The 15,841-nt window shown below is 57.5% G+C and carries 16 protein-coding genes; 1 reads left to right on the top strand and 15 read right to left on the bottom strand.

Translation table 11 applies throughout. The features are described 5' to 3' along the window. Window positions 1–33 precede the first annotated feature (33 nt). From rnhB to rpsB, 15 genes are all read right to left on the bottom strand, one after another. On the bottom strand, window positions 34–660 hold the full coding sequence (gene rnhB, locus QMX93_RS02925; RefSeq protein ID WP_282352514.1) for a ribonuclease HII: 627 nt from the start codon (window positions 658–660) through the stop codon (window positions 34–36). A gap of 11 nt (window positions 661–671) precedes the next feature. Then, window positions 672–1,802, bottom strand: coding sequence for a lipid-A-disaccharide synthase (gene lpxB / locus QMX93_RS02920; RefSeq protein WP_282352477.1), 1,131 nt, complete (start codon window positions 1,800–1,802; stop codon window positions 672–674). Window positions 1,803–1,804: 2 nt separating this feature from the next. Continuing rightward, window positions 1,805–2,581 (bottom strand): acyl-ACP--UDP-N-acetylglucosamine O-acyltransferase, encoded by a 777-nt coding sequence (gene lpxA / locus QMX93_RS02915; protein WP_159813095.1) that lies wholly within the window; start codon window positions 2,579–2,581, stop codon window positions 1,805–1,807. Then, window positions 2,578–3,018 (bottom strand): 3-hydroxyacyl-ACP dehydratase FabZ, encoded by a 441-nt coding sequence (fabZ, locus tag QMX93_RS02910; protein WP_053117635.1) that lies wholly within the window; start codon window positions 3,016–3,018, stop codon window positions 2,578–2,580. Before fabZ ends, lpxA begins: the two co-directional genes overlap by 4 nt. Window positions 3,019–3,124: 106 nt before the next feature. Next, window positions 3,125–4,180, bottom strand: coding sequence for a UDP-3-O-(3-hydroxymyristoyl)glucosamine N-acyltransferase (gene lpxD / locus QMX93_RS02905; RefSeq protein WP_282352474.1), 1,056 nt, complete (start codon window positions 4,178–4,180; stop codon window positions 3,125–3,127). A gap of 3 nt (window positions 4,181–4,183) precedes the next feature. After that, entirely contained in the window at window positions 4,184–4,687 is a 504-nt protein-coding gene (locus tag QMX93_RS02900) for an OmpH family outer membrane protein (RefSeq protein ID WP_042557882.1), read from the bottom strand. Between the two features lie 45 nt (window positions 4,688–4,732). Continuing rightward, a complete protein-coding gene (bamA, locus tag QMX93_RS02895; protein ID WP_053117631.1) occupies window positions 4,733–7,105 on the bottom strand; it encodes an outer membrane protein assembly factor BamA in 2,373 nt (790 codons plus the stop codon). A 74-nt stretch (window positions 7,106–7,179) separates the two neighbouring features. Further along, the gene (gene rseP / locus QMX93_RS02890) at window positions 7,180–8,532 is read right to left on the bottom strand and encodes a sigma E protease regulator RseP (RefSeq protein WP_282352463.1); all 1,353 of its coding nucleotides are present in this window, start codon (window positions 8,530–8,532) and stop codon (window positions 7,180–7,182) included. Between the two features lie 54 nt (window positions 8,533–8,586). After that, entirely contained in the window at window positions 8,587–9,777 is a 1,191-nt protein-coding gene (gene ispC / locus QMX93_RS02885) for a 1-deoxy-D-xylulose-5-phosphate reductoisomerase (RefSeq protein WP_159813087.1), read from the bottom strand. Next, window positions 9,774–10,580, bottom strand: coding sequence for a phosphatidate cytidylyltransferase (locus tag QMX93_RS02880; protein WP_053117625.1), 807 nt, complete (start codon window positions 10,578–10,580; stop codon window positions 9,774–9,776). Before QMX93_RS02880 ends, ispC begins: the two co-directional genes overlap by 4 nt. Then, complete coding sequence (gene uppS, locus QMX93_RS02875; RefSeq protein ID WP_053117623.1) at window positions 10,580–11,335, bottom strand: polyprenyl diphosphate synthase; 756 nt, start codon at window positions 11,333–11,335, stop codon at window positions 10,580–10,582. The genes QMX93_RS02880 and uppS overlap by 1 nt, the downstream gene beginning before the upstream one ends. Window positions 11,336–11,349: 14 nt before the next feature. Continuing rightward, window positions 11,350–11,907, bottom strand: a complete 558-nt coding sequence (gene frr / locus QMX93_RS02870; protein WP_053117621.1) for a ribosome recycling factor — start codon at window positions 11,905–11,907, stop codon at window positions 11,350–11,352. After that, complete coding sequence (pyrH, locus tag QMX93_RS02865; RefSeq protein WP_003222124.1) at window positions 11,904–12,647, bottom strand: UMP kinase; 744 nt, start codon at window positions 12,645–12,647, stop codon at window positions 11,904–11,906. Before pyrH ends, frr begins: the two co-directional genes overlap by 4 nt. 209 nt (window positions 12,648–12,856) lie before the next feature. Further along, window positions 12,857–13,720, bottom strand: a complete 864-nt coding sequence (tsf, locus tag QMX93_RS02860; RefSeq protein ID WP_007908856.1) for a translation elongation factor Ts — start codon at window positions 13,718–13,720, stop codon at window positions 12,857–12,859. Window positions 13,721–13,910: 190 nt separating this feature from the next. Next, window positions 13,911–14,651 carry a 30S ribosomal protein S2 gene (rpsB, locus tag QMX93_RS02855; protein WP_053117619.1) on the bottom strand — a complete coding sequence of 247 codons (741 nt, stop codon included), beginning with the start codon at window positions 14,649–14,651 and terminating at the stop codon, window positions 13,911–13,913. Between the two features lie 373 nt (window positions 14,652–15,024). On the opposite strand from rpsB, the gene map reads away from it, so the two are divergent. Further along, window positions 15,025–15,807: a type I methionyl aminopeptidase gene (map, locus tag QMX93_RS02850; protein WP_016985097.1), complete on the top strand. Its 783-nt coding sequence runs from the start codon at window positions 15,025–15,027 to the stop codon at window positions 15,805–15,807. Window positions 15,808–15,841 lie beyond the last annotated feature (34 nt).

Here is a 15,841-nt window from a genome sequence, read left to right as displayed (position 1 = left end):
TACCGGGCCTCGAACAAAACATCAGCCTTGCGACTAAACCTGCGTCAGGCCTTCCAGCGCTTCGTAAGCCAGACGCACCGGGGCAAACGAGCGCCGATGAATCGGTGTCGGGCCCAGACGTACCAAGGCTTCCAGATGAACGGGCGTCGGGTAGCCTTTATGGCCGCCGATGCCGTAACCCGGGTAGATCAATTCAAACGCAGCCATTTCACGGTCACGACTGACCTTGGCCAGAATCGACGCGGCAGCAATGGCCGGCACCTTACCGTCGCCCTGCACCACCGCTTCAGCGCGCATCGGCAAGTGTGGGCAGCGGTTGCCGTCGATCATCGCCAGCTTCGGCTGAATATGCAGGCCGGCGACCGCGCGCTGCATGGCGAGCATGGTCGCGTGAAGGATGTTCAGTTCGTCGATTTCTTCGACTTCGGCGCGGGCAATGCACCAACTCAGGGATTTCTCGATGATCTCGTCGTAGAGCTTTTCACGCTTGGCTTCGGTGAGCTTCTTCGAGTCGTTGAGACCGAGAATCGGCCGGGTCGGATCGAGGATCACCGCCGCCGTCACCACTGCACCGCACAACGGGCCGCGACCGACTTCGTCGACACCTGCCACCAGTTCGTCGACTTCGGCGACCAGGGTGAAATCCAGGCCCATCTGCATGCTTGTCTTGCTCATTGTTTTTGACCGATCAGGTTAAGGACGGCGTCCGCCGCCTGATTGGAGGCATCCCGGCGCAGGGTGCGGTGGATCTCGTCGAAACCGCGCGTCTGTTCTTCACCGCCTTCGATCAGCGGCGACAAGGTCTGGGCAAGTGCTTCGACCGTCGCATCATCCTGCAACAATTCTGGCACCAGCAGACGCTGGGCGAGCAGGTTCGGCAAGGACACGTAAGGGCTCTTGACCATGCGCTTGAGAATCCAGAACGTCAGCGGTGCCAAGCGATAGGCGACCACCATCGGCCGCTTGTACAGCAGCGCTTCAAGGGTCGCGGTACCGGAAGCGATCAACACGGCGTTGCACGCGGCCAGGGCCAGATGGGATTTGCCGTCGAGCAAGGTCACCGGCAGATCGCGGCCGGCGAGCAGCTCTTCAAGCTGCGCGCGACGCTCTGCATTGGCGCAAGGAATGACGAAACGCACGCCCGGGCGCATTCCGCGCAGGCGCTCGGCGGTATCGAGGAACAGCGCGCCAAGTCGAGACACTTCGCCGCCACGGCTGCCGGGCATCAAGGCCACCAGCGGGCCGTCAGGCAAGCCCAACTCGGCACGCGCGGCGGCACGATCAGCCTCCAGTGGAATGGCATCGGCCAGCGTGTGGCCGACGAACCGCACCGGCACGCCCTTCTCTTCGTAGAATTTCGCTTCGAACGGCAGCAGCGTCAGCATCAGATCGCAGCCTTCGCGAATCTTCAACACGCGTTTCTGCCGCCATGCCCACACCGACGGGCTGACGTAATGCACGGTTTTGATCCCGGCCTGACGCAGCTTCAATTCGATATTAAGGTTGAAATCCGGGGCATCGATGCCGATGAACACATCCGGTTTCTCGGCGATCAGCGTGGCGATCAGCTCCTTGCGGCGCTTGAGCAACTCACGCAGACGCCCGAGCACTTCTACCAGGCCCATGACCGACAAGCGTTCCATGGGAAAGTAGGAAGTCAGGCCTTCGGCCTGCATCAACGGGCCACCGACGCCGATGAACTCGACCGCCGGATGCTGTGCCTTGAGGGCGCGCATCAGACCGGCGCCGAGAATGTCGCCGGAAGCCTCACCCGCCACCAGCGCAATACGCAGATTGGCCATGATCAGCGAGTGATGCCGCGAGTCGACGACTGGATCGAGTCGCGGAAAATCGCAACTTCCGGGAATTGCGCCGCCGGTTCTGCCAGCTCAGCCAGTGCCTGCTCGACCGTCAGGCCTTGGCGGTACACGGTTTTGTAGGCGCGACGCAGGGTGTGGATCGCGTCTTCGCTGAACCCACGACGGCGCATGCCTTCGAAGTTCATGCTGCGTGCTTCCGCCGGGTTGCCGAATACCGTCACGAACGCCGGAACGTCCTTGCCGATCGCCGTGCCCATGCCGGAAAAGCTGTGGGCGCCGATGTGGCAATACTGATGTACGAGGGTGAAACCGGAGAGGATCGCCCAGTCATCAACGTGCACATGGCCAGCCAACGCGGTGTTGTTGACCAGAATGCAGTTGTTGCCGATGACGCTGTCGTGACCGATATGGGCATAGGCCATGATCAGGTTGTGGTCGCCCAGCGTCGTTTCCGAACGATCCTGAACGGTGCCACGGTGAATGGTCACGCCTTCGCGGATGACGTTATGGTCACCAATCACCAGACGGGTTTCTTCACCTTTGTATTTCAGATCGGGCGTGTCCTCGCCTACCGAAGAAAACTGGTAGATGCGATTGTGCTTACCGATGCGGGTCGGGCCTTTAAGAATTACATGGGGCCCGATCACGGTACCCTCGCCGATTTCCACACCGGCGCCGACGATCGACCACGGGCCGACCTCGACGCCGTCAGCCAGAACGGCCGACGGATCGATGATTGCGCGAGGGTCAATCAAACTCATAGCTTGCGTTCCGCGCAGATGATTTCAGCCGAGCAGACCGGCTTGCCGTCGACCGAAGCCTGGCATTCGAATTTCCAGATCTGACGCTTGCAGCTGAGGAACTTGGCTTCAAGGATCAACTGGTCGCCCGGCAACACAGGCTGGCGGAAACGCAGCTTGTCGGAACCGACGAAGTAGTAAAGCGTGCCGTCGGCAGGCTTCACATCAAGCATTTTGAAACCGAGGATCCCGGCAGCCTGAGCCATCGCTTCGATGATCAGTACGCCCGGCATGATTGGATGCGCAGGGAAGTGACCATTGAAGAACGGTTCATTGATGCTGACATTCTTGTAGGCGCGAATGCGCTTGCCTTCAGTGTCCAGTTCCACCACCCGATCCACCAGCAGGAACGGGTAACGGTGAGGCAGGTATTCGCGAATCTCGTTGATGTCCATCATTTCGGGGGGAAGCCTATGTAAAGATTGGGAGCGCGACTGACGCGCACTCCTCTAGCAAATCAAGGAGGCAGTCTAGAGGCTGTGCACACTTGATATGGAAATGGTATCAGCCATCTGATGAAGCATTGCGGTCAGGGGTCACTTCCCCTACGCGCTTTTCCAGCTGTTTCAAACGTCGCGCGATGTCATCGAGCTGACGAATACGGGCCGCGCTTTTGCGCCATTCGGCCGCCGGTTGCATGGCTGTACCGGATGAGTAGGCGCCTGGCTCGGTAATCGAGTGGGTCACCATGGTCATCCCGGTGAGGAAAACGTTGTCGCAAATATCAATGTGCCCAACCAGACCGACACCGCCAGCGAGCATGCAATGCTTGCCGATCTTGGTGCTGCCGGAGATCCCGACACACGCGGCCATGGCAGTGTGATCACCGACCTGAACGTTGTGCGCGATCTGAATCTGGTTATCGAGTTTCACGCCATTGCCGATCACGGTATCGGCCAGCGCGCCGCGGTCGATAGCGGTATTCACGCCAATCTCTACGTCGTCGCCGATGGTCACGCCACCGATCTGGGCGATTTTCTGCCAGATGCCCTTCTCGTTGGCAAAGCCGAAGCCCTCACCACCGAGCACAGCACCGGACTGAATCACCACACGTTTGCCGATGCGCACGTCGTGATACAGGGTCACGCGGGGCGCGAGCCAGCCGCCTTCACCAATTTCACTGCGCGCGCCGATAAAGCAGTGGGCGCCCAAGGTCACTTGAGCAGCGATACGCGCACCGGCTTCGATCACTACAAACGGGCCGATGCTGGCGGTTGGATCAACCACCGCGTCATCCGCAATCACTGCCGACGGGTGGATACCCGCCACAGCTTTTGGCTTGGGATCGAACAAGTGCGAGATACGTGCGTAGGCCAGATAAGGATCCGGCACCACCAGCGCATTTCCGGCAAAGCCTTCAGCATCAGCTTCTTTGAGCAATAGCGCTGCCGCCTGCGAACCTGCCAGGAATTTGCGGTATTGAGGGTTTGCCAGAAAGCTCAACTGAGCTGGGCCAGCCTCTTGCAAAGTGGCTAGCCCAGTAATTTGCTTCTCCGGGTCGCCACGCAGGGTGGCGCCGAGGAACTCGGCCAACTGGCCGAGCTTGATGGTCACGGTCATGGGTTACTTCAGCTGATTCATGCGCTCGATAACCTGGCGCGTGATGTCGTACTGAGGCTTGACATCGATCACTGCGCCACGCTCGAACACCAGGTCAAAACCACCTTTCTTGATGACTTCTTCCACTGCGCCATCCAGCTTCGGCTTCAGTTGCTTGAGCATTTCGCGGTCAGCAACAGCTTTGGCTTCGTTCAGTTCTTTGGACTGGAACTGGAAGTCACGGGCCTTTTGCTTGAATTCAAGCTCCAGACGCTCGCGCTCGCCCTGCTGCATTTTGTCGCCACCGGCCATCAGACGATCCTGAATGCCTTTGGCGCTGCTTTCCAGAGTCTTCAGTTTGGTCAGTTGCGGACCGAACTTCTTCTCGGCATCAACGGCGTACTTCTTGGCCGCGTCCGATTCCAGCAAAGCCATCTGATAGTTCAGAACAGCGATTTTCATGTCGGCGAAAGCCGGGCCTGCCACCAGTACGGAGGCCAGGAGAACCAATTGAGTCAACTTACGCACGATGCACTCCTACAAAATCCATTGTCGTTATCTTGGGTCAGACGCTTAGAACGTCTGGCCGAGGGAGAATTGGAACACTTGAGTTTCAGCGTCATCCGGTTTCTTGATCGGCATGGCCAACGCGAAGCTCAGAGGACCCAGTGCGGTGACCCAGGTCACGCCTACACCAACGGAACTCGCCATGTTGCTCAGGCTGATGTCGTTGCACTGCGTGTTGGACTTCGAACCATCAGTGTTCGTGGTGTCTTTGCACTGCGAATCAAACACGTTACCCACATCCCAGAATACCGACGTACGCAGGGAGCGTTGATCTTTGACGAAAGGCAGCGGGAACAATACTTCAACACCGCCCTGAATCAGAACGTTGCCACCGAACGGCAGTGGATCCTGATCCGGATCGGGCAGAGTACCGTTTTTACCCGTACTTGGTGTGCTGCGAGGACCCAGAGTGCTGTCCTTGAAGCCACGAACCGAGTTGAAACCACCAGCATAGTAGTTTTCATAGAACGGCAAGCCGTCAGTCGAACCGTAACCGTCGCCATAACCCAATTCGGTGTGCAGACGCAGGGTGTAGTTTTCAGTGATCGGCTGGAACAGCTGACCACGGTAATCAAGCTTGAAGAACGACAGGTCGCTGCCCGGAATCGTCGATTCCAGCGTCAGGCTCTGCGAACGACCACGGGTCGGCAGTACGCCTTTGTTCAGGGTCGATTCAGACCAGCCGGCCGACGCCTTGAAGTTCAGGTACTTGTCGCCTTCCTTGTTAACGAAGTCAAAAATCTCGTCAACTGTGTAGGTACCGGTTTTGATCTCATCCTGTTGAACGGACAGACCGAAGGTCAGACGCGAAGTCTCGCTGATCGGGTAGCCGACGTTTACGCCCGCACCCAGGCTGTCTACCGCATAGCTTGCAACGTCGACATCGAGGTCATCGTAGTCAGTGGTGCGATAGAACGCGTTGTAACCCAGGCTCACGCCATCGGCGGTCCAGTACGGGTCAACGTAGCCGAAGTTGTAGCGGCTCTGGTATTCGCTTCGGGTCAGGCCGACGCTGACGCGGTTACCGGTACCGAGGAAGTTGTTCTGGGTGATCGAACCACCGAGGATCAGACCGGCGCTCTGCGCGAAACCGACGCTGGCGGTGATCGAACCGGAAGCCTGCTCTTCAACGCTGTAGTTCACGTCAACTTGGTCGTCGACACCTGGCACAGCCGGGGTTTCAACGTTGACTTCTTTAAAGAAGCCCAGACGCTCAAGACGGGTCTTGGACTGGTCGATCAGATAGGTCGAAGCCCAGCCGCCTTCCATCTGACGCATTTCACGGCGCAGCACTTCGTCTTCCGACTTGGTGTTGCCACGGAAGTTGATACGGTTGACGTAAGCACGCTTGCCCGGATCGACAGCAAACAGGATGTCGACAGTGTGATCGTCATCGTGTGGCTGCGGAACACCGTTGACGTTGGCGAAGGTATAACCCTCGTTACCCAGACGACGGGTGATCAGTTCAGAGGTGGTGGTCATCAGCTTGCGCGAGAACACCTGGCCTTTCTGCACCAGCAACAGTGATTTGACCTGGTCTTCAGGGACTTTCAGGTCACCGCTGAGTTTGACGTCACGAACGGTGTACTTCTCGCCTTCGGTGACGTTAACGGTGATGTAGACGTGTTTCTTGTCCGGAGTGATGGACACCTGGGTCGAAGCGATATCCATGTTGATATAGCCGCGGTCCAGGTAGTAGGAGCGCAGACGCTCCAGGTCACCGGAAAGCTTTTCACGGGCGTACTTGTCATCGTTCTTGAAGAACGACAGCCAGTTGGTGGTTTTCAGTTCGAACAGGTCGGTCAGGTCTTCCTCAGGGAAAACCGTGTTGCCAACGACGTTGATGTGCTGAATGGCCGCAACGGTACCTTCGTTGATCTTCACTTTCAGACCAACACGGTTACGTGGCTGCGAAACCACTTCGGTATCAACGGTGGCCGAGTAGCGACCCTGAGCAACGTACTGACGTTGCAGTTCGTTACGCACACCTTCGAGGGTGGCACGCTGGAAGATCTCGCCTTCGGACAGACCGGATTGCTTGAGGCCTTTCATCAAGTCTTCGGTGGAGATCGCCTTGTTGCCTTCGATCTCGATACTGGCGACCGACGGACGTTCAACGACCGTGATTACCAGTACGTTGCCTTCGCGGCCCAGCTGGATATCTTGAAAGAAACCGGTTTTGAACAACGCACGAGTGGATTCCACCAGGCGACGATCATCCGCCTGCTCGCCGACGTTCAACGGCAAGGCACCAAAGACACTACCCGCGGAGACCCGCTGGAGGCCATTGACGCGAATATCAGAGATAGTGAAGGACTCGGCGTGAACTTCGGCGATCATCAATACGGTGAGAACCGCAGTTAGCAGCAGACGTTTCATGAAGTCCTTTCTTATTCCAACTGGCAATAAACAAACTGCCGCAAAATGCGGCAGATTCGCAATTCAGCGAAGCGTTACAGTCGACCCAGATCGTTGACCAGAGCTAACAACATCACTCCGACCACCAAACTGATACCGATCTGTATCCCCCAACCTTGCACCCGATCCGACAAGGGACGACCACGCGCCCACTCGATCAGATAAAACAACAAATGCCCCCCATCCAGTACAGGAATGGGCAGCAAATTCAGAACCCCCAGGCTAATACTCAGATAAGCAAGGAAATTCAGGAAATCAGCGACGCCCGACTGGGCAGAAGCGCCCGCCACTTTAGCAATGGTTATCGGTCCACTCAAGTTTTTTACCGAGAGCTCGCCGAACAGCATTTTCTTTAGCGAATCGAGGGTCAGAACGCTCATGGTCCAAGTGCGACGAGCGCCCTCGCCAATCGCGGCCAAAGGCCCGTAACTGACCTCGCGGATCATTTCCGGTGGCCAGTCGATCGCTTTGACGCCAGCGCCCAGATAACCGCTCGGCGCCTTGCTTTCGCCACGCGCCGCCAGCGTCACCGGGACGTCGATTTGAGCACCATCACGCTCGACACGCAGCATGATTTTGGTATCAGGACGCGTACGAACGGTATCGACTACTTGCTGCCAGTCGCTCAGCGCCACGCCGTCGAGCGAGACCAGACGGTCGCCGGTTTCCAGGCCAGCAGCTTGCGCCGGGCCTTTTGGATCGAGCTCGGCGAGCACCGGCGGCAATGCCGGACGCCATGGACGAATACCCAACGAGCGAATCGGATCCGGCTCATCAGCTCCTTTCAGCCAATGATCCAGCGCCAGCTCGCGCGGCGAATCAGCCGTAGAGCCCTGCTCACGCACCAACAACTGCAGTGAACCGCTCTCACCCAGTCGACGTACCAACTGCAAATTGACCGCCGCCCAACCGGAAGTCGGCTCGCCATCAATTGCGACAATTTCCTGACCCGCCGTCAAACCGGCCTTGGCCGCGATACTGCCGGACTCCACACCACCGATGACCGGGCGTATTTGCTGACTGCCAAGCATCGCCAGCACCCAGAAAAACACCAGAGCCAGCAGGAAGTTGGCGATCGGGCCGGCAGCCACGATGGCAATACGCTGGCGTACAGATTTGCGATTGAACGACTGATCAAGCTGATCCAGCGGCACTTCGCCTTCACGCTCGTCGAGCATCTTGACGTAACCACCCAGCGGAATCGCGGCGATCACGAACTCGGTGCCTTTCTTGTCGTGCCAGCGCAGCAACGGCATACCAAAGCCTACGGAAAAACGCAGAACCTTGACGCCACAGCGACGCGCGACCCAAAAATGGCCGAATTCATGAAAGGTGACCAGCACACCCAAAGCGATCAGGGTGCCGGCAATCATATAGAGCGCGCTCATCTACTTTCTCCGCAATCCTGTTCAGTGCCGCGTAAAGCCATTGTGTTGCAAAACTTATCGGTCGTGACGTTTCAACCATTGTTCGGCCAAAACTCGTGCCTTGGCGTCGGCGGTAAACACCGCGTCGAGATCATCCAGCGCAACCACGGATTCGAGATTCAAGACTTCCTCGATGATACTCGCGATTTCCAGGTAACGAACCCGTCCATCGAGAAACGCTGCCACAGCCACTTCATTGGCCGCATTGAGCATCGCCGGTGCGCTGTCGCCCGCCTCCGCCGCTTGGCGGGCCAGACGCAGGCAAGGGAAGCGCTCTTCATCAGGCGCTTCGAAATCCAGGCGCGCGATGGCAAACAGATCCAGCGGTGCCACACCGGAATCAATACGTTCTGGCCAAGCCAACGCATTGGCAATCGGCGTGCGCATGTCAGGGTTACCCAACTGCGCCAGCACCGAGCCGTCGACGTAATCGACCAGCGAGTGAATCACGCTTTGCGGATGGATCACCACCTCGACCTGCGACGGCTTGGCATCGAACAACCAGCAGGCTTCGATCAGCTCAAGGCCTTTATTCATCATGCTGGCCGAATCCACGGAAATCTTGCGCCCCATGGACCAGTTCGGATGCGCACACGCCTGGTCAGGTGAAACATGCACCAGTTCAGCCATCGGTGTCTGTCGGAACGGGCCACCAGAGGCTGTCAGTAAAATCCTTCGCACACCGACCGAGCTCAAACCACGAGCAAAATCCTGCGGCATGCACTGGAAAATCGCGTTGTGTTCGCTGTCGATCGGCAACAGCACCGAACCGCTTTTGCGCACGGCCTGCATGAACAAAGCACCGGACATCACCAACGCTTCTTTATTAGCCAGGAGAATCTTTTTGCCAGCCTCGACGGCGGCCAATGTAGGACGTAAACCCGCTGCACCCACAATCGCCGCCATGACCGCATCGACTTCCGGCGCGGAGGCGACCTGACACAAGCCCTCCTCCCCCACCAGCACCCGCGTTGGCAAACCCGCGGCACGCAGATCATCCTGCAAGCCACGGGCAGCGGCGACTTCAGGCACCACGGCAAACTGCGGCACATGGCGCACGCACAAGGCCAGCAGCTCGCTCAGGCGCGTGAAACCGCTCAGGGCGAATACCTGATAACGCTCAGGGTGACGCGCAATGACATCCAGGGTGCTCAGGCCAATCGAACCGGTCGCCCCCAGAACGGTAATCTGTTGGGCTCGGCTCACGGTGCGGCCATCCACAACAGCACGGCAAACACCGGAATCGCTGCGGTCAGGCTGTCGATGCGGTCAAGCACACCGCCATGCCCGGGCAGCAGATTGCTGCTGTCCTTGATGCCGGATTGACGCTTGAACATGCTTTCGGTGAGGTCGCCGACCACCGAGATAAAGACGATCAGCGCAGCGCCGATCAAGCCCTTGAGCAGTTCGGCCACTGTCCAGTCGCGCACCAGACCAACGATGGCGGTGATCACCAGGCTCAATGCCAGACCACCGTAAACGCCTTCCCAGCTTTTGCCCGGGCTGACCTGCGGGGCCAGTTTGCGCTTGCCGAAAGCACGGCCGGAGAAGTAGGCGCCGATATCAGCGCCCCACACCAACACCATCACCGCCATGATCAGCCAGTTACCCAGCGGGTACTGCTTGATCTGCACCAGACCTTGCCAGGCCGGCAACAGAATCAGCAGACCGATCACCAGTTTGGTTGCCGCACTGGACCAATGAGCACTGGAGGCCGGGTAAGTAAGCACCAGATAAGTCGCCACTGCCCACCACAACACCGAAGCACCGAGCACCCATGGCGCAAGGCCGGGCAAGATGTACATGATGAAGAGCATGAACGCGACCACGGCGGCAAAACCCACACGGAACGCTTGCCCGGTGAAACCTGCCAGACGCGCCCATTCCCAGGCGCCCAAAGTCACGACCAGACCGATGAACAAGGCAAACCCGGAACCTTCGAGCAGGAAAAACCCGCACAAGGCAATCGGCAGCAGGATCAGTGCAGTGATGATTCGTTGTTTAAGCATTAAACCCGGGCTCCAGCTTCGACCTGTTCGCTCGTTTTACCGAAGCGACGTTGGCGTGAAGCGAAATCGGCCAGCGCAGTGCGCATGGCATCGTGTTTGAAGTCCGGCCAGAACAGGTCGGAGAAGTACAACTCGGCGTACGCCAGTTGCCACAGCAGGAAGTTGCTGATGCGGTGCTCGCCACCGGTGCGGATGCACAAATCCGGCAACGGCAGATCGCCGGTGACCAGACAGGTTTGCAAAAGATCCGGAGTAATGTCTTCCGGACGCAGATGCCCGGCCTGAACTTCGCGTGCCAGGCGCTGTGCAGCCTGCGCGATATCCCACTGACCGCCGTAGTTGGCGGCGATCTGCAGAACAAAACGGTTGGCACCGGCAGTCATTGCTTCGGCTTCGCGCATCGCCGCCTGAAGTTCAGGGTGGAAGCGCGTGCGATCGCCAATGATGCGCAGGCAGATGTTGTTGTCGTTGAGGCGCTTGGCCTCACGACGCAATGCCTTGAAGAACAGGTCCATCAAGGCGCTGACTTCATCGGCCGGGCGCTGCCAGTTTTCACTGGAGAAGGCGAACAAGGTCAACACTTCGACCTTGGCCTCAGCGCACACCTCGATGACGGCTCGCACAGCATCCACGCCCGCTTTATGCCCGGCGACACCCGGCATAAAGCGTTTTTTAGCCCAGCGATTATTACCATCCATGATGATCGCGACATGGCGCGGCACCGCGGACGGCGCAGTCTGCTTGGTCTTGTCCATTAAAAGCTCGACCCTTATACGGCCATCAGGTCTTTTTCTTTCTCTTCCGTGGCCTTGGTGATCATGGCTTCGGAATCCTTGGTCAGCTTATCGATATCGGCGATTGCACGACGCTCTTCGTCTTCGCTGATTTCTTTGTCCTTGACCAGCTTCTTCAGCTCGCCCAACGCGTCACGACGGATGTTGCGCACGGCAACACGAGCGTCTTCAGCAGCACTGCGCGCCTGCTTGGTGAAGCCCTTACGGGTTTCTTCAGTCAGGGCAGGCATGGAGATCAGCAACAACTCGCCGAGGTTGGTCGGGTTGAGGTTCAGGCCAGCGCTCTGGATTGCCTTGTCGACGGCAGCGAGCATGTTGCGCTCGAAGGCCACGACTTGCAGGGTGCGCGAGTCTTTAACAGTGATGTTGGCAACCTGGGTGATGGAAGTGTCTGCGCCGTAGTACGGCACCATCACGCTGCCCAGAATGCTTGGGTGAGCCTTACCGGTACGGATCTGGCCAAAGGCGTGAGCCAGAGAGTCCAGGGATTTTTGCATGCGCTCTTGAGCGTCTTTTTTGATTTCGTTGATCATTGTTGACCTTCCTCGATCAGGGTGCCTTCAGCGCCGCCATGGACGATGTTCAGCAGGGCACCAGGTTTGTTCATGTTGAATACGCGCAGCGGCATCTTGTGATCGCGGCACAGGCAGATAGCAGTCAGATCCATTACACCCAGCTTGCGATCCAGTACTTCATCATAAGTCAGATGATCGAACTTCTCGGCATGCGGGTCTTTGAATGGGTCTGCGGTGTAAACACCATCGACCTTGGTCGCTTTCAGCACGACGTCGGCATCGATTTCGATGGCACGCAGGCAGGCTGCCGAATCCGTAGTGAAGAACGGGTTGCCGGTACCGGCTGCGAAAATCACGACGTCCTTGGAGTTCAGGTGACGCATGGCTTTGCGGCGATCGTAGTGATCGGTTACGCCAACCATGGAAATCGCCGACATCACGATGGCCGAGATATTGGCACGTTCCAGCGCATCGCGCATGGCCAGGGCGTTCATCACAGTGGCCAGCATGCCCATGTGGTCGCCTGTGACCCGATCCATACCGGCTTTGCTCAGGGCTTCGCCACGGAACAGGTTACCGCCACCGATCACCAGACCGACCTGAACACCGATGCCGACCAGTTGGCCGACTTCCAGCGCCATGCGATCGAGTACTTTCGGATCGATCCCGAACTCTTCCGAGCCCATCAGGGCCTCGCCGCTAAGCTTGAGTAGAATGCGTTTATAGCGAGCCTGATAACCACTGCCCTGCTGAGCCATTGCGAATCTCTCCTGCGGCGTATTAAAAAATTCTGTGCGAGCTGTTTACAGCTGGCGTTCACTCTAGCTTGGCGCTGCTTCAGCGCCATCGGAACATGGCTTTGTAAGTCAGTTCCAAGTGGAAACCAATAAAAAATTGGCTACCCCATCTGAAAAGAGGCTGCGCGCGTAAGCGGGCAGCCTCTTTCGGGCGACAGTTGAAAACTGTCTTATTGCTTGGCGGCAGCCAGCTGGGCAGCAACTTCTTCAGCGAAGTTGTCGACCGGCTTCTCGATGCCTTCGCCTACTTTGAAGTAAGTGAAGGAAACGATTTCAGCACCGGCTTTCTTGGCCAGTTCGCCAACCTTGATTTCAGGGTTCTTGACGAACGCCTGCTCAACCAGGCTTGCTTCTGCCAGGAACTTGCTGATACGGCCTTTGACCATATTTTCAACAATGTTTTCTGGCTTGCCTTTGATCTTCTCTTCGTTCAGCTGCAGGAACACAGCTTTTTCGCGCTCGATCGCTTCAGCCGAAACTTCCGATGGCAGCAGGAACTCAGGGTTGCTGGCCGCTACGTGCATAGCGATGTCTTTGGCCAGTTCAACGTTGCCGCCTTTCAGAACAACTGCAACACCGATCTTGTTACCGTGCAGGTAGCCACCAACAACGTCGCCTTCTACGCGAACCAGACGACGGATGTTGACGTTTTCGCCAACCTTGCCGACCAGTACCAGACGAGCAGCTTCTTGTGCTTCGATCAGCGGAGCAACATCGGTCAGCTTGTCAGCGAAGGCTTTTTCAATGCTTTCAGCAACGAATGCCTTGAAGTCGTCCTGCAGAGCCAGGAAGTCGGTCTGCGAGTTCACTTCCAGCAGAACAGCAGATTTGCCGTCTTCTTTCAGAGCGATCGCGCCTTCAGCAGCTACGTTGCCTGCTTTTTTGGCAGCCTTGATTGCGCCCGAAGCACGCATGTCATCAATGGCTTTTTCGATGTCGCCGTCAGCCTTTTCCAGGGCTTTCTTGCAATCCATCATGCCTTCGCCGGTACGCTCACGCAGTTCTTTAACCAACGCTGCAGTAATTGCTGCCATTTTCAAATTCCTCTTGGATAGGTTTTCAACCATTCCACCCGATCGAACGGGCGTTCAATTCTTCCCGAAGCCGTTTGTAGCCGCTGCACGTTACAGATGCTGTAGCTGCGCTGCCGACAAATGGTTTTCGAGGTGGCAAAAAGGGGGCCAAGCCCCCTTTTTGCTTACTGAGTCAACGCCAGGGCGTTAATTACTCAGCTGCAGCTGCCGGAGCTTCTTCAGCTGCGAATTCTACAGTGCCGCCGCCAACATTGTTGCGACCACGGATAACAGCGTCAGCCATCGAACCCATGTACAGCTGGATAGCGCGGATTGCGTCATCGTTGCCTGGGATGATGTAGTCAACGCCTTCCGGGCTGCTGTTGGTATCGACAACGCCGATAACCGGGATGCCCAGCTTGTTGGCTTCGGTGATCGCGATGCGCTCGTGGTCAACGTCGATCACGAACAGTGCGTCTGGCAGACCGCCCATGTCCTTGATGCCGCCCAGCGAACGATCCAGCTTCTCAAGATCACGAGTGCGCATCAGCGCTTCTTTCTTGGTCAGCTTGGCGAAAGTACCGTCTTCGGCTTGAACTTCAAGGTCACGCAGACGCTTGATGGAAGCACGAATGGTTTTGAAGTTGGTCAGCATGCCGCCCAACCAGCGATGATCGACGTACGGCGAACCGCAACGTGCTGCTTCTTCAGCAACGATCTTGCCAGCGGAACGCTTGGTGCCGACGAACAGAATCTTGTTTTTGCCCTGGGCCAGACGCTCTACGAAAGTCAGAGCTTCGTTGAACATTGGCAGGGTTTTTTCAAGGTTGATGATGTGAATCTTGTTACGCGCGCCGAAAATGTACTTACCCATTTTCGGATTCCAGTAACGGGTTTGGTGACCGAAGTGCACACCGGCCTTCAGCATATCGCGCATATTGACTTGGGACATGATAGTTCCTTAATAAGTCGGGTTTGGCCTCCACGTATCCCAATGACCAACCAGTGGCATAAAGCCAAAAGCACCCAGGTCATCGTGTCGACACGTGTGTGGATTTAAGCTTTTCGGGGTATCCCCGGAAAGCGGCGCATTTTATACCACAGGGTGCGCAGAAACGGAACACGAAATCTGTATTCGCACCAAGGACATGGGCGCAGCCCCCTTGGAATCGGCTTCAGGGGCACCATTGTATAGAGAGAAGCGATGCACGCAGGCACTGAATTGCGCCGTGCGTCTGTTAGAATCGCGTTTTTCAGGGTCGCAAAACGCACACCTGCCACCCTATTCGTATCAGCAAGCGCCGCCGAGCGCAGAGAGAGCCTGTATGACCGTCAACCTCAAAACCCCCGAGGACATCGCTGGCATGCGTGTCGCCGGCAAACTGGCCGCCGATGTGCTGGAAATGATTGCCGAACATGTCAAACCGGGCGTCACCACCGACGAGCTGAACCAGATCTGCCACGATTACATCGTCAACGTGCAGCAAGCCATCCCTGCCCCGCTCAACTACAAGGGCTACCCGAAGTCGATCTGCACCTCGATCAACCACGTTGTGTGCCACGGCATCCCGAACGACAAGCCGCTGAAAAACGGCGACACCCTGAACATCGACGTGACCGTGATCAAAGACGGCTACCACGGCGACACCAGCCGCATGTTCCACGTCGGCGAAGTGCCGGTCTGGGCCGAGCGTCTGTCGCAGATCACTCAGGAATGCATGTACAAGGCGATCGAAATCGTCAAACCCGGTTGCCGCCTCGGCGACATCGGTGAAGTGATTCAGAAGCACGCGGAAAAGAACGGTTTCTCCGTCGTTCGCGAGTTCTGCGGCCACGGCATCGGCAAGGTGTTCCACGAAGAGCCGCAGATTCTGCACTACGGCCGGGCCGGCACTGGTATGGAACTGAAGGCCGGCATGACCTTCACCATCGAACCGATGATCAACCAGGGCAAGGCCGACACCAAAGTATTGGGCGACGGCTGGACCGCGATCACCAAAGACCGCAAGCTGTCGGCACAGTGGGAACATACCCTGCTGGTCACCGACACCGGCTACGAGATCTTCACCCTGCGCGCCGACGACACCATCCCGCGCATCTCGGCCTGATCCAGCAAACGCTCCCAGCCCTATAGAAGGAAAG

This window comes from Pseudomonas sp. PS01303, assembly GCF_029959385.1.
Lineage (GTDB): Bacteria > Pseudomonadota > Gammaproteobacteria > Pseudomonadales > Pseudomonadaceae > Aquipseudomonas > Aquipseudomonas rustica.
The sequence above is the reverse complement of the archived record's forward strand: the minus strand, read 5'-3'. Positions and strand labels throughout refer to the sequence as shown.